The sequence below is a fragment of the Achromobacter sp. 10T422 genome (assembly GCF_056394065.1).
The window spans coordinates 97,143-109,822 of the sequence record NZ_JBFTHD010000005.1 but is presented as its reverse complement, the minus strand read 5'-3'; the positions used below and the strand labels follow the sequence as shown (position 1 = coordinate 109,822).

At 63.2% G+C, this 12,680-nt stretch carries 15 protein-coding genes; 8 read left to right on the top strand and 7 right to left on the bottom strand.

All coding sequences use genetic code 11. The features are described 5' to 3' along the window. The first annotated feature begins 52 nt into the window (after nt 1-52). From AC1DB0_RS14060 to AC1DB0_RS14035, 6 genes are all read left to right on the top strand, one after another. On the top strand, nt 53-511 hold the full coding sequence (locus AC1DB0_RS14060; RefSeq protein WP_175171124.1) for a universal stress protein: 459 nt from the start codon (nt 53-55) through the stop codon (nt 509-511). 145 nt (nt 512-656) lie between these two features. Continuing rightward, complete coding sequence (locus AC1DB0_RS14055) at nt 657-1,112, top strand: CBS domain-containing protein (protein WP_054427186.1); 456 nt, start codon at nt 657-659, stop codon at nt 1,110-1,112. A gap of 28 nt (nt 1,113-1,140) precedes the next feature. After that, the gene (locus AC1DB0_RS14050; protein WP_342066639.1) at nt 1,141-1,662 is read left to right on the top strand and encodes a flavodoxin family protein; all 522 of its coding nucleotides are present in this window, start codon (nt 1,141-1,143) and stop codon (nt 1,660-1,662) included. A 236-nt stretch (nt 1,663-1,898) separates the two neighbouring features. Beyond that, nucleotides 1,899-2,987 carry a PAS domain-containing sensor histidine kinase gene (locus tag AC1DB0_RS14045; protein WP_054427184.1) on the top strand — a complete coding sequence of 363 codons (1,089 nt, stop codon included), beginning with the start codon at nt 1,899-1,901 and terminating at the stop codon, nt 2,985-2,987. Continuing rightward, nucleotides 2,984-3,637, top strand: a complete 654-nt coding sequence (locus AC1DB0_RS14040) for a response regulator transcription factor (protein WP_342066640.1) — start codon at nt 2,984-2,986, stop codon at nt 3,635-3,637. The genes AC1DB0_RS14045 and AC1DB0_RS14040 overlap by 4 nt, the downstream gene beginning before the upstream one ends. A 178-nt stretch (nt 3,638-3,815) precedes the next feature. Then, nucleotides 3,816-4,550 carry a helix-turn-helix domain-containing protein gene (locus AC1DB0_RS14035; RefSeq protein ID WP_476757152.1) on the top strand — a complete coding sequence of 245 codons (735 nt, stop codon included), beginning with the start codon at nt 3,816-3,818 and terminating at the stop codon, nt 4,548-4,550. 70 nt (nt 4,551-4,620) lie between these two features. On the opposite strand, the gene AC1DB0_RS14030 is transcribed toward AC1DB0_RS14035, so the two are convergent. The 5 genes from AC1DB0_RS14030 to AC1DB0_RS14010 are packed head-to-tail and all read right to left on the bottom strand — an operon-like array spanning nt 4,621 to nt 8,808. After that, entirely contained in the window at nt 4,621-5,280 is a 660-nt protein-coding gene (locus tag AC1DB0_RS14030; protein ID WP_476757151.1) for a tetratricopeptide repeat protein, read from the bottom strand. Further along, complete coding sequence (locus AC1DB0_RS14025; protein ID WP_476758690.1) at nt 5,277-6,092, bottom strand: SDR family oxidoreductase; 816 nt, start codon at nt 6,090-6,092, stop codon at nt 5,277-5,279. Before AC1DB0_RS14025 ends, AC1DB0_RS14030 begins: the two co-directional genes overlap by 4 nt. Then, nucleotides 6,089-6,760, bottom strand: coding sequence for a TenA family transcriptional regulator (locus tag AC1DB0_RS14020; RefSeq protein WP_476757149.1), 672 nt, complete (start codon nt 6,758-6,760; stop codon nt 6,089-6,091). The genes AC1DB0_RS14025 and AC1DB0_RS14020 overlap by 4 nt, the downstream gene beginning before the upstream one ends. A 6-nt stretch (nt 6,761-6,766) precedes the next feature. Then, nucleotides 6,767-8,248, bottom strand: coding sequence for an AMP-binding protein (locus AC1DB0_RS14015; protein WP_476757148.1), 1,482 nt, complete (start codon nt 8,246-8,248; stop codon nt 6,767-6,769). Continuing rightward, nucleotides 8,245-8,808, bottom strand: coding sequence for a thermostable hemolysin (locus AC1DB0_RS14010; RefSeq protein ID WP_476757147.1), 564 nt, complete (start codon nt 8,806-8,808; stop codon nt 8,245-8,247). Before AC1DB0_RS14010 ends, AC1DB0_RS14015 begins: the two co-directional genes overlap by 4 nt. 189 nt (nt 8,809-8,997) lie before the next feature. Here AC1DB0_RS14010 and AC1DB0_RS14005 point away from each other — a divergent pair, with 189 nt between their 5' ends. After that, complete coding sequence (locus AC1DB0_RS14005) at nt 8,998-9,669, top strand: response regulator (RefSeq protein WP_476757146.1); 672 nt, start codon at nt 8,998-9,000, stop codon at nt 9,667-9,669. After that, complete coding sequence (locus tag AC1DB0_RS14000; RefSeq protein WP_476757145.1) at nt 9,666-11,024, top strand: ATP-binding protein; 1,359 nt, start codon at nt 9,666-9,668, stop codon at nt 11,022-11,024. The genes AC1DB0_RS14005 and AC1DB0_RS14000 overlap by 4 nt, the downstream gene beginning before the upstream one ends. A gap of 14 nt (nt 11,025-11,038) precedes the next feature. On the opposite strand, the gene AC1DB0_RS13995 is transcribed toward AC1DB0_RS14000, so the two are convergent. Further along, nucleotides 11,039-11,800: an SDR family NAD(P)-dependent oxidoreductase gene (locus AC1DB0_RS13995; RefSeq protein WP_476757144.1), complete on the bottom strand. Its 762-nt coding sequence runs from the start codon at nt 11,798-11,800 to the stop codon at nt 11,039-11,041. A gap of 43 nt (nt 11,801-11,843) precedes the next feature. After that, on the bottom strand, nt 11,844-12,584 hold the full coding sequence (locus AC1DB0_RS13990; protein WP_342066648.1) for an SDR family oxidoreductase: 741 nt from the start codon (nt 12,582-12,584) through the stop codon (nt 11,844-11,846). Between the last annotated feature and the right edge of the window lie 96 nt (nt 12,585-12,680).

Below are 12,680 nucleotides of genomic sequence, written 5' to 3'. Positions count from 1 at the left end.
CAGCCCGCAAGGGGCCGATACTGGGTACCCGGCCACCGCCTGGAGACTCGCCATGTATGAACGCATTCTGGTGCCCATTGATGGAAGCCCGACCTCGGAACTTGGCTTGAAAGAGGCGATGCGCCTGGCGATGCTGACCCATGGCAGGCTGCGCCTGATCCATGTGATCGACGAATTGTCCTTTGCCCTGGCCGCCGACTCCTACGGCAATTACGCGGGCGAATTGCTGGACCTGCTTCAGAAAAACGGCGCCGACCTCCTGGCCAAGGCGCAGACCACGGCGCGCGCGCAAGGGCTTCAGACCGACACCGTGCTCTATGAAAACCTGGCCAAGACCGTGGCGCAACGGGTGGTGGACGAGGCCGTCAGTTGGCAGGCAGACCTGATCGTCGTCGGGACGCACGGCCGCCGCGGCGTGCGCCGCATGGTATTGGGCAGCAGCGCCGAAGGCATCCTGCGAACCTCACCGGTTCCCGTGCTGCTGGTGCGCGCCCCCGAAGGCGCGTCGTGATGGCACCTCGTAACGGCACCTCGTGATCGCGACCCGCCCACAACCCTTGCTTGACCAAAATCAAGTTCCGCCGCCCTTGAGGGATCACTATAGAGATGACGATTTCACAGGGCAGGATGCGCCTCTGCCCTCCCGGAGAACAGCCATGCTTGCGCACGAACTCATGACCCCTGACCCCTATTGCGTGACGGCCCGAACGCCTGTTTCCCAGATCATGCATGCGATGCTCGACCACGATATCAGCGCCGTGATGGTGACCGGCGACGATGGCGGACTGATTGGTGTGGTCACTGAAGGCGATCTCATCCGGCGTCAGGACAGCGTGCATCAGAAGAAACTGGACCACTGGCTGACTTTGCTTGCCGAGGGCGAGGCGCTGAATCTGGAGTTTCTGCACAGCTTGCAGCTCAGCGAGCAAACCGCCTCCGCGGTGATGAGCCGCCCCGCCATCACGGTGGAGGAAACCGCCGATCTGGCAACGATTGCGGACGTGTTGCTCAAGCGCGGCATCAAGCGCGTTCCCGTCACTCGGGCGGGAAAACTGGTCGGCGTGGTCAGCCGGCGCGACATTCTGCGAGCGCTGCTGGCTCAAGAGACGTGATGCCGCCATTGCGGCAAGGGGACACACCATGGCACGCATCGGCATTTTCTTCTATTCCCGTACGGGAACCGGGCGAACCGTCGCCGAACGCCTGGCTAGCGTCAGCGGATGGCCCAGCTACGAAATTCGCGACGCGTCTCCGCGTTTCGGATTGCGGGGAGATCTGCGCTGCGTCGTCGATACCTTGTTTAAACGCAGCCCCGCCTTTCGCTATGACGGCCCCGGGCTGGACCAGTTCGATCATGTGGTGCTGATCGCTCCCGTATGGTTGCGCGCGCTGGCCGCGCCGATGCGCTCGTTCTTGAAAGCGCAGGGCCGAATGATCAAGGCCTATTCGGTGATCGTCGTCATGTCGGGTTATGGCGGGTTTCGCGCCGTGGACGATATGGCGGCCATTGCAGGCGCCAAGCCGCGCTCGATTCTGCTCTTGAAACAATACGATGTGCTTGCCGAAGAGTGCGATGCATCTCTGTGCCGTTTCAGAGAGCAAACGCTGGCCGCCGATGGCCCCGGCGGATGGAACGACCCCTTGCTACCGTCCATCGACTGACGCTGCGTTTCCCGCCGGATTTCTCCAGCGGATTGCTCCCACGGCCTGCTCCCACGGGCTGCTCCCACGGGCTGCTCCAACAGGCTGCTCCCACGGCTGCTCCCACAGATGCGCCCCCTGTATACGCACTAGTGCTTTTGGCGCCGCCGCGCCGCGCCTATGGCTTCACCCGGCAATGTGTGCTGCAATGATTTTTCCCCGAACCAGGCTGGCTCGCATCCATCGCACACATTGCAATGACGCCCTCGCCTAGCGCGCCTCCGCTGCTCGATATCATCCAGTCCGCAACCGAACCGATCATCACAATCGACGAGCATCAACGCATTGTGATGTTCAACCCGGCGGCAGAGCGCGTGTTTCTGTGCCACGCCGACCAGGCCATTGGCGCCAGCCTCGATATCTTGATACCGGCGCGCTTTCGCACGGTGCATGCCAAGCACGTCAGCCGTTTCAAAGATACGGGCATGTCCGACCGGAAAATGGGCTTGGGCGCGCCGCTGTGGGGACTGCGGTCCAACGGCGAAGAGTTTCCAATGGAAGCCTCTATCTCGCAGACGAAAACGGAATCAGGGGTATTCCTGTCGATCTTCCTGCGAGACATTACCGAGCGGCAGCGCGTTGACCAAGCGCTGCGCGCGTCGCGGGACGAACTGACCCGGCTGTCCAACGCCTTGCTGCATGTGCGTGAGCAGGAAAAAAAACACATCGCCCGCGAGCTGCACGACGATCTTGGCCAGAGCCTGACGGCCTTGACCATGGAGCTGTCCCAACTGGAATCCAACCTTGATCCCGACGACACAGACGCGCGGGATCGGGTTCGTGCGATGCGCCAGGTGATCAAGGCCACCTTTGCTTCATTGCGGCGTATTGCCTCTGACCTGCGGCCCGTCATGCTGGATGACCTGGGGCTGGCCGCGGCCGTCGAATGGCTTGTGGCGAATTTTGTATCGCGCTATGGCATCGACACGCATGCAGAGATCCACATCGGCCCGGCCGAGCCCTCCAAACGGGTCGCCACGACCTTGTTCCGGGTGGTGCAAGAGGCGCTGACCAATATCGCCAAGCATGCCCAGGCGACGCAGGTGCAACTGCACCTGACCTGTGACGACACGCAATGCACACTGACCGTGCGGGACAACGGCGTGGGCGCCGCGCCTGAAAGCCTGACCAAGAAGCTGCCGCTTTCGCTCGGCCTGCAAGGCATACGCGAACGGGTTCGGCTGCTCAATGGTGATGTGACGATCACTACCCGCAAGAAGGAAGGATTCCGCCTGGATGCCCGCATGCCGGCGCAACATCCCGAATCGCCCTGGGAGGCATCGTGATCACCGTCATGCTGGCAGACGACCACACATTGCTGCGCGAAGGGCTTCGGCGCCTGCTTGAGCAGGCTGGCGACATCTCTGTTCAGGGCGAAGCCGCCAATGGCGCTGAAGCGCTGAAACTGCTGGGGCAGCGGGCGTGGGATCTGCTGGTGCTCGATATGTCCATGCCCGGCCGCAACGGCGTAGATCTAATCCGTCAAATCAAGAGCGGCCATCCCGACGTGCCGATTCTGGTGCTGACCATGCACGGTGAGCAGCAATACGCGATCCAGGCCATCAAAGCCGGCGCGTCAGGCTTTCTGACCAAAGACATCGCCGCCGAAGAATTGGTTCAGGCGGTTCGGAAGGTGGCGGGCGGCGGCCGCTATCTGAGCCCATCCCTGGCAGAAAGCATCGCCTTTGATCGGCAGGACAACACCGGCGCACTGCCCCACTTGCTGCTGTCAGATCGCGAGCTATCGGTATTCCGCCATCTTGCGTCTGGCTTGAACAATTCAGATATTGCCCGGCGCCTGTTCCTGAGCGTCAAGACGGTCAGCACTTACAAAAGCCGCATCCTGGTGAAAATGAACCTGCGCAATCAGACGGACTTGGTGCGTTATGCCATCCGGCACCAGCTGATCAACGAGCAAGATCTCCCGGACCTCTAAGCGGAACGTGTAGGAATATTCCTACGCTTGTAAGGCACCGCTGCCGAAAACTGGCGAACGGCGCTGATAGCACCTGCTTGGCGGACATCCGATACTGCTGAAAAGCCTGCCGCGTTGCGCAGCGCGCATTTCCTCAGCAAAGCATCGCTCCGATCGAACGACCTAGCGAGATGCAGCCATGGACAATATCGTTGCTTATCCTACCGGCCCAGCCTGGCGCACGGCCGTGCCCCCGAACTGCGAGCTATGCGTCATGGCGCATTTGTGCAACCCCGTATCGGATGGGTACGCGCCTCAGATTCCCGTCCCCGTACGCAGCCAGAAGCTGGTGCATCGCGGAGAACCTGTCTATCGGGCGGGTGATCCGCTGTTGAATTTGTATCAGCTTCGATCCGGATCAGCCAAGGTGCGTGTCACCAATCTGTCGGGGCAAGAGCAGATCACGGCGTTCCCCGTTGCGGGCGCCTTGCTGGGGCTGGACGGGATCGAAACGGGCATCCACACCTGCGACGCCATCGCGCTGGAAGATTCGCTGGTCTGCATCCTGCCGTATGCGGAACTGATGGGCAACTGCCGCAAGGACTACGACGTGGCCCAGCAATTCAATCGGCTGATTGCCCATGACTCAAACCAGTATTGCCGCCTGTTGCTGACCCTGGGCTGCATGACCACCGATGAGCGGGTCGCTGGCTTTCTGATCGGCATTTCCGAGCAGATGGCCGCCAACGGCTACTCGCCGCTGGCGTTCACCCTGAAGATGACGCGCGAGGATATCGCCAACCATTTAGGCATGAAGGTTGAAACCGTTTGCCGCGTGCTCGCGCGTCTGCAAGTGGCGTCCATGGTCAAGGTGAGCCGGCGGCAACTGGGAATACGCAACGTTGAAGGTTTGCGCCAGATGAGCTGCCAATAAGGCGTCCCATTAATCAGCCGTCCCATCAATCAGCCGCTCCATTAATCAGCCGCCCCGTCAATCCGCCGCGCTATCGCACGCTCTCCAGCAACGCCCGCGCCTCCTGCTTGCGGCCAGCGTCGGCCACCTCGCGGCCGGGCCGCGGCGGCGCCTTCAGCGCCTTCTCAAGGTAAGGAATGGCCTCGGGTTTTCGATTCCGATAGATCAGGTAGTCGGCATAAAAGTAGTTGGCGTCGATCCCATCGGGGTTTATCGCCAAGGCCTGTTGCAACAGCGCTTCCGCTTTTTTGTTGTCGCCAAATCCCACCGGCCAGCCGGGCACCTTGTAGTACAAGACGCCCAGGCTGTTCAGGGCGGACCCGCCCAGCGCCTTGCTATCGATCTGGATGGCCGTTTCGTATTCCGCTTTGGCCTGCTTGGCCAAACCCAACGCGCCCAGCCCGCCTTTGGCGCCCGCCCACGAGCTCAGGATGATCCCCTCCCAGATGTGCGATTCCGCCTTGGCGGCAAAGCGCTCCGTAAGCGCATGCGCCTGCTGCGAAAGCGCCTCGAAGCGGGTTTCGCGCTGGTTGGCCGGCGTCTGGTATTGGATCACCGCCCAGTCATTCTGAAGAGCGCGTATGCCCTGATCAAGATCGTCGGGGGCCGACGCGGCAAAGGCTGATAGGGACATTGACGCGCCCGCCAGCATGGCGGCGGCCGCCTTGAACAAGGAAAGTCGGGTAATCATGAAGAGGCTCCTGGAGGAAATTTCAAAGACATCAGCGCGCGGCGGTGTTTTGCAAACGCGCCATCAAGCCATTCGGGACACAAGCCGTTCAAGCGCGCCGCAATCGCCTCGACGCCGCCTGCGAAACCCTGGCGCGATTCGCGTTGCAGCATGCGCGACACGCGAACCGCAATCACCTCCGGGGTGTCGCTGGCGGAACCAGTTGCGTGGTTGAATGCGTCGACCTGCGGGGAATTGAATGGCGTATCAATCGCCCGCGGCGCGTAGTACTGAACCCGGACGGTAGAGTCCGCCAGTTCGCGGCGCAGCGACTCGGTGTAGATCCGAAGCGCGGCTTTACTTGCGCCGTACACAGAGAACCCGGGTACGCCCAAGCTGCCCAGCGTCGATCCGATATTCAGCACCTGAGCGCGCGGACGGCTGCGCAGTAGCGGCAGCATCCCCGCCGTCAGCATCATGGGCGCCACGACATTCGTTTCCATCACGCGCCGGGCGTCGTCGCTCTGCACGTCCTCTGCGGGCCCGAACGCCGCCACGGCCGCGTTATTGATCAGCACATTCGCGCCTCTGGCCGCAGCGGCGTCGATGATGGCCGCGCGGCCGTGATCCGTCGTCACGTCCACCACCAGGGCATCAACGCGATTGCGGTCTTGCGCGCCCGCGCTGAGCGACTGCGCCAGACTCAGCAGCGGCCCCGCCGTGCGTCCGATCAACAGCAAACGTGCGCCTTCGGCAAAGAGCTGCCGAGCAATCGCGCTGCCCAGGCCGCCCGCGGCCCCAGTCAACACGATAGAGCCATCGCGCGGGCTCATGCGGCCTCCGCTTGCGTCTGCGCACGGGGCAATGCGCGGAAAATTGCGCCGTACAGGCCGTAGAACATGTTGGCGGCGTGGATCACTGCGGCCTGATCCCCCGCATCGTCCAGCCGATTCATCAGCAGGGCGAAGTGCGCGGTGTGTTCCTGGTCCAGCGTGCCATGCGAACGCAGATAGCTGAAGGCGGACGCCGGCAGCGCCAGCTTCTGCTGAATCTGATCCGCAGCATTCAACGCCAACGCGACGCTGGTGCCTTCCAGAACGTGCACCATGCCGAAGAAGCCCACCGGATTCTTGCGCGCGATCATGTCATAGGCATAGGCGACCATCACGTCGGTCTGCGGGCCAGGTCTGGCAAGCCGGACCTCGTCGGCGTCCTGCCCAAGCGCCCGCAGGTCGTTCAGAATCCAGGCGTCGTGCCCGGTTTCCTCTTCGATGTATTCGTCGATGGGCGCCAGCATCCAATTCAACCTGGCCGGCATGCGGGCACGGCAGGCGTGCAACAGCGGCACGGTATGGCTGACGTGGTGATAGGCCTCGCGCAGGAAGGCAATGTAGGCAGACAACGCGACGTTGCCATGCAAGCAGTCCTGGATGATCGGAGTCGTCACCAGCGACTCCTGGCTTGCACGGGTATCGATAAGCAGTTTGTCGAAAAAGGTCATGACGGTTTACACCAGAGGTTGTGCGGATTTCCGCGAAAACAGATCGGCGTGCAGGTCTGCGACAGCGCTGCGGCGCGGACGGCCGTTGGCGGTCGCCATGCCGCTTGCCGCGCTGAACTCGGCGCGCCCGCGCATCCACGAGCCGATCCGCGCATAGTCAGGAAGGGTATGGTTGGCGCGGTCGATACCGGCGCGGATGGCGTCGTCACCCACATCGCCCAGCGGCCAAATCACCGCGCCCAGCTCGGGCTGGCCCTCACCCAGCACGACGGCCTGGGCGATAGCGGACTGATTCGCCAAGCGCAGCTCGATCCATTCGGGCGACACGTTGCGCCCGAAGCCGGTGATCAGCAGATTCTTCTTGCGTCCGTGGATGTGCAGGAACCCCGCGTCGTCCAGCCGCCCCAAATCGCCGGTGGGCAGCCACTGCCGGGGCGCGGCCTGCTCGCCCAGATAGCCCAGCGCATGGGTGCCGGCCACCTCGATTTCGCCGTCGGCCGTCACACGCAAGCGGGCATGTGGCAAGGGGTAGCCCGCCGAACCCGGGCAATCGGCGCCGGGCAAATTCAAGGTTTGCACCGAGCAGGCCTCGGACAGCCCGTAGCCTTCGTAGGCGGGCAGCCCTTGCGCCCGGGCGCTAGCCAGCAAGTCCACCCCCACCGCGGCGCCGCCGACCGCCATCAAGCGCAGTTCGGGCGGCGCGCTGGTGACCGTGGCTCGCAGAAAGCCGGTGTACGCGCGCAGCATCTGCGGCAGAACAATGACGCTTTGTGCGGCGGCGCCCGTCAGCGCCGCATGAAAGATGGCCGGATCAAAACGCGATGAGCCCTGTAACCCGGTCTCGATCAAAGGACGCGTCACAATCGCGGCCCCTTCCAACAAAGGCGAATAGACGCCCGCAATGTTTTCCAGCAAGACGGGAAGCGGCAACGCGGTCAGGTGGCGGCGTATTCCAAGCGGCCGGGTAGCTTCCGCAAGGCTCGCCGCCACCGCCAGCATTTCGGCGGCGCCCAGGCACACGCCCTTGGGGCTGCCCGTCGAGCCGGACGTGAACGTAATCTTCGCCGTCCGGCTGGGCAAGGACGCCGCCGTGTGGGGACGCCGGAACAGCGCCAGCCGGTCGGGCAGGTTGTCGGCCAATTCGAAGCCGAACGCATGCAGCATGGGTTGAATCGACGACGGGCCCACCACGGTATTCGCGCCCGCCGCGTCCAGCGTTTCGCGCCATTGGCCAGGGGTAAAGAACAAGGGCAACGGCACATGCACGACGCCCGCCTGCAAGCACGCCAGGTCATGAATGATCCAGTCGGCGCCGTTGTCCATCAGCGACGCGGTGACGTGTGCCCGATGCGCCGCAAGCAGCTCGGCGCGCGCTTGCACCCGGCCAAGCAGCGCTTCGTAATCCAATGATTCCCTTGGGGTCTGTAGCGCAAGGCGGCCAGCGCGGCTCGGGTCTCGCAATAGCGAAATGAAGTCGGAAGCGTTCATGCCTCTTGCTCCGGAAAGTGTTCAAGGATGGTGTGCAGGCGGCCTGCAAAGACGTGAGGCGCATGGGCGTAGTAGTCGCCCCAGTCCCTGCGTTCCTGCTCGTTCAGGTGATCCGAGGTCGCCGCCGAAATCGCCTGGTGCGCCAACCCCATTCGGGCGAACAGATGGTGCAGCTCGCTGGTAAGGGTGCTGACCGCCCAGTCGAAGCCTTGCTGATGCAGGTGGCGGGCAAGCAGCGGCACGAGCACTCGCCCGCCACCCGGCCTGGCCGCTGCGAACTGGCCGGCCTCGACAATCAGGCGGCGCGCCACAGGCGCGTTCTGATCGCGCAGATGCTGTTCGATCGGCGCGGCAAGGTAACGCTCAAGAAACAACGGATCGTCCGCGCCCCGATAGCCCGCCGCCGCCAGGATTTCCCCGTTCTCCTGCACGCTTACCAGCGTGGGCAACCACTCTTTCAGCGTCGCGCCGAATCGTTGCTGATAGCGTTGGTGGATGTAGGATTCCACGCGGCCGCGCATCGGGTCGTCCACGGGATGGATATGCAGCGTGCGGGGCATGGCCCCTGACTGTGCAGCGATAGCGCGCTGCGTGGGCGAAGATGAAAACTTGGTTTGCGGCATACTGGCATCCGGTCGATGTGGCGTCGGTTTATCGACACTTGGTGCGCAGCTTAGGCAGCCAACCTTAATGAGAAATTAACCGTCCTGCGGTGGTAATCTCAGCCGTACACGGCGCGAAGGCAATAAATGAGAATCCTCATCATTGAAGACGACCCGCTGATCGGTGATGGCCTGAAATCTGGCCTGCGCCTGCTGGGTTACGCGGTCGACTGGTTTTCAAGCAGCCGCGAAGGCGACCAGGCCATGGGCGTCGTGCACTACGATGCCGTGGTGCTGGACCTTGGGTTGCCGGGCGAAGACGGCGTGTCGCTACTCACTCGGTGGCGCCGCGCGGGCCACACTTTGCCTGTCGTCATCCTGACGGCGCGCGAAGCCGTCGAAAGCCGCATCGCGGGGCTGGACGCCGGCGCGGACGACTACCTGATCAAACCCATCACGCTGGACGAACTTGCCGCACGCTTGCGCGCGGTAACGCGACGCGTTGCGGGCAAGCCCGAACCCGTATGGCGCCACGGCCATCTGGACTACCACCCGGCCCTGCACGAAGTGCACTGGAAGGGTCAAAAGGTGGATCTGACAACGCGGGAAGCGCTGCTGCTTGAACTATTTCTGACCCATCCGAACCGCGTCCTTACCCGCGACTTCATCCGCGACAAACTCTACGACTGGGACACGGAACTGGAAAGCAATGCGCTCGAGGTGTTCGTGCACCACTTGCGCAAGAAGATTCATCCCAAGATTGTGCGCACCGTGCGGGGATCGGGCTATGCGCTAGGCCAAGTGGACGCCGAGTCATGACACTGCAACGCAGGCTTATCATCGCCGTGCTGCTGGCGGCCCCCTTCGCATGGCTCATCACAATCGCCGGCACCTACTGGCGCGCCGCGCACGAAATCAACGAGCTCTACGACACCGACATGCTGCGGCTGGCGCAGCAGACGCTTGCCATCTCTTCGTTGATCCCGCCCTCCGCCCCCCTGCGGCCCATGCCCGCGCAGACGCCAGCTTCGACGGATTCGGGCGATGCTGGGCTGGGTGATCTCTCTGTCGCCATCTGGCGCGGCTCTGATGCTCCGCTGGTGCTTGATCCCGAAGCACTGCAATTCCCGCGCGAAGGAAATCGGACGGGGTTCTTCGATAGCGTCGTCAGCGGCGAGCCGTGGCGGCTGGTCTACCTGAGCGATCCCGACGGCCAGACCCGCGTCGCAGTGGGACAGCGCATCGGCGAACGCAACGATCTGGTGGTGGCCTACATCGCGGGCCAGATTCTGCCCTGGCTGATCGGGCTGCCGGTGCTGATCGCTTTGCTGATCTTCGCCGTTCGCCGGGCGATGCGGCCCGTGCGTGATCTATCGATGCAATTGGAGCAACGCAGCCCCGATGACGCCACGCCCTTGCCTAGCGCCGACGTGCCAGGCGAACTGAAGGGCCTGCTCAATGCCATGAACGGTTTGCTCGCGCGCGTGGGCACGCTGATCGAACAAGAGCGGCGGCTGACAGCCGATGCCGCACACGAACTGCGTACGCCGTTGGCGGCGGTGCGGGCGCAATGGGACGTGGTGCAACGCACCGCAGATCCTACTGAACGATCGCAGGCGCAGACGAGCGTCACTCGCGGGATGGAAAGACTGGACCGGCTGGTGTCGCAGTTGTTGATCATGGCCCGGCTGGACAGCGCCAACCATGCCGACTTTGGCGGCTCCGTCGATTGGCGCGCCGTCGCGGAACTGGCGGTGGGAGATTGCCTGTGGATCGCGGATCGGCGCGACGTGGACATCGCCGTGGAGTGGCCGGAAGCGGGCATCCTGCCGCTGCCAATGGCGGGTGACGAAAATGCGCTGACCATCATGCTGAAGAACATTCTGGACAACGCCATTCGCTATGGCCCGCGGCATTCGCTTGTGCGGCTGACGTTCTCTTCATCACGCATCATCATCGACGACCAGGGCTCGGGCATTGCGCCCGAGGTCCTGCCCCGGCTGGGCGGCCGATTTGTTCGCGCCCCGGGCAATGAAGAAGCCGGCAGCGGGCTGGGCGTGTCGATCGCTCGCCGCATCGCCCATCACCACGGCATGAGCATCCACTTCGCCATGCGCGATGCCAGCAGCGAGCTGGGACCCGGGCTGCAAGTCACGTTGCGGCGGGGTGAGTAGGCGATCAGCCATTTTCAGGGCAGAGCGACGCTCATGCCGCCGTCGGCCATCACAACAGCGCCAACGATGAAACTGGCCTTTTCCGATGCCAGAAACGCAATCACCTCTGCGATCTCACTGGGCTGAGCCGCACGGCGGATGGGCGCCTTCTGGCCATGCTCGGCCAGAAAAGCCGGACCGTCGGCGTGGATGTGGTTGGTGATATTGGTAATGACATCCCCTGAGCCCACCGCGTTGACGCGGATGCCGTGCTCAATGGCTTCCAGTGACAACGCGCGTGTCAACTGCGCCAACGCGCCCTTTGATGCCGCATAGGCCGCAATTTGCGGGAAGGCCTGATAGCAGGCGTACGACCCCACGTTGACAATGGCGCCCGCTTTTGCCGGCACCATCGCGCGCATGGCTTCGCGCGAGAACAGGAACGCACCCGTAGCGTTGACGGCTTGAATGCCGCTCCAATCGTCCAGCGACATGTCCAGCAGAGGCTTGTTGATGATGATGGCGGCGTTATTGACGAGGATATCGAGCTTGCCGAACTGCCCGATCGCCTCCGCAACCGCCTGTACCGCGCTGTCCTCGCGCGCCACGTCGGCGACAAACGGCACGATGCCAGGGCGCACCAGGCGTTCGACATTGGCGTTGCGCTCCACCGCGATGACGTTTGCCCCCTGGGCATGAAGCAGTTCGGTGGTGGCCAGCCCGATGCCGCTGCCAGCGCCAGTCACGATGGCGACCTTGCCCGCGAAGGCGCCGGTTTCCAGATTGCGTGATGTCATGATGTTGACTCCTTGATGAGGTTAAGAAATAGGCGCCCGCCGTTCAATACGGGCTGGCGGTGGGACGCACGACGATCTCGCTGACGTCCACATCGGCCGGCTGCTCCACGGCGTAGGCGATGGCGCGGGCGATGGCGTCGGGCGTGATGGCGATGCGGCGGAATTCCTGCATGGCCGAGCGGGCGGTGTCGTCCGAGATCGAGTCAGCCAGCTCGGATTCCACAACGCCCGGGCAGATCACCGTGACGCGGATCTTGTCCGTCTCTTGGCGCAGCCCGTCAGAAATGGCGCGCACCGCAAATTTGGTGGCGCAATACACGGCGGCGGTGGGCGACACCGCCAAGCCGCCAATCGACGAGATGTTGATGATCTGCCCGTGGCCTTGCTGTTCCATCACCGGCAGTACCGCCGCGATGCCGTGCAAGACGCCACGGATGTTCACGTCGATCATCCGGTTCCACTCGGCAACCTTCAGCGCATTCAGCGGCGAAAGCGGCATCACGCCCGCGTTGTTGACAAGCACGTCGATGCGGCCGAAGGCATCCTGCGCAAAGCGTGCGAACGCCGCAGCGTCCTCTGCCGAGGTCACGTCCAGTTCGCGATAACGGACGAGGCCGCCGGCGTCCTGTAGCGACTTCGTCAGTTCAGCCAGTTTGCCGGTGCGGCGAGCACCGATCACCAGCCGATGCCCTTGCGCCGCCAGCAGACGGACGGCGCCCTCGCCGATGCCGCTGCTGGCGCCGGTGATCAGGATGACTTTGGATTCGTTGGAATGAATTGCCATCTTGCATACTCCTATTGTCGGTTCGGATTTGGCGGCGTCTGCACGTGATAGAGCCTGGAACATGGCCTGCCGAATTCGGCCTTTGACAAAGCACTA

What these genes read in the sequence shown, in the direction of transcription:
- AC1DB0_RS14045 (WP_054427184.1), top strand. Translation starts at nt 1,899, where the DNA reads ATGACGCCCTCGCCTAGCGCGCCTCCGCTGCTCGATATCATCCAGTCC.
- AC1DB0_RS14005 (WP_476757146.1), top strand. Translation starts at nt 8,998, where the DNA reads ATGAGAATCCTCATCATTGAAGACGACCCGCTGATCGGTGATGGCCTG.
- AC1DB0_RS14010 (WP_476757147.1), bottom strand. Translation starts at nt 8,808, where the DNA reads ATGCCCCGCACGCTGCATATCCATCCCGTGGACGACCCGATGCGCGGC.
- AC1DB0_RS14025 (WP_476758690.1), bottom strand. Translation starts at nt 6,092, where the DNA reads ATGAGCCCGCGCGATGGCTCTATCGTGTTGACTGGGGCCGCGGGCGGC.
- AC1DB0_RS14000 (WP_476757145.1), top strand. Translation starts at nt 9,666, where the DNA reads ATGACACTGCAACGCAGGCTTATCATCGCCGTGCTGCTGGCGGCCCCC.
- AC1DB0_RS13990 (WP_342066648.1), bottom strand. Translation starts at nt 12,584, where the DNA reads ATGGCAATTCATTCCAACGAATCCAAAGTCATCCTGATCACCGGCGCC.
- AC1DB0_RS13995 (WP_476757144.1), bottom strand. Translation starts at nt 11,800, where the DNA reads ATGACATCACGCAATCTGGAAACCGGCGCCTTCGCGGGCAAGGTCGCC.
- AC1DB0_RS14050 (WP_342066639.1), top strand. Translation starts at nt 1,141, where the DNA reads ATGGCACGCATCGGCATTTTCTTCTATTCCCGTACGGGAACCGGGCGA.
- AC1DB0_RS14060 (WP_175171124.1), top strand. Translation starts at nt 53, where the DNA reads ATGTATGAACGCATTCTGGTGCCCATTGATGGAAGCCCGACCTCGGAA.
- AC1DB0_RS14030 (WP_476757151.1), bottom strand. Translation starts at nt 5,280, where the DNA reads ATGATTACCCGACTTTCCTTGTTCAAGGCGGCCGCCGCCATGCTGGCG.
- AC1DB0_RS14035 (WP_476757152.1), top strand. Translation starts at nt 3,816, where the DNA reads ATGGACAATATCGTTGCTTATCCTACCGGCCCAGCCTGGCGCACGGCC.
- AC1DB0_RS14055 (WP_054427186.1), top strand. Translation starts at nt 657, where the DNA reads ATGCTTGCGCACGAACTCATGACCCCTGACCCCTATTGCGTGACGGCC.
- AC1DB0_RS14015 (WP_476757148.1), bottom strand. Translation starts at nt 8,248, where the DNA reads ATGAACGCTTCCGACTTCATTTCGCTATTGCGAGACCCGAGCCGCGCT.
- AC1DB0_RS14020 (WP_476757149.1), bottom strand. Translation starts at nt 6,760, where the DNA reads ATGACCTTTTTCGACAAACTGCTTATCGATACCCGTGCAAGCCAGGAG.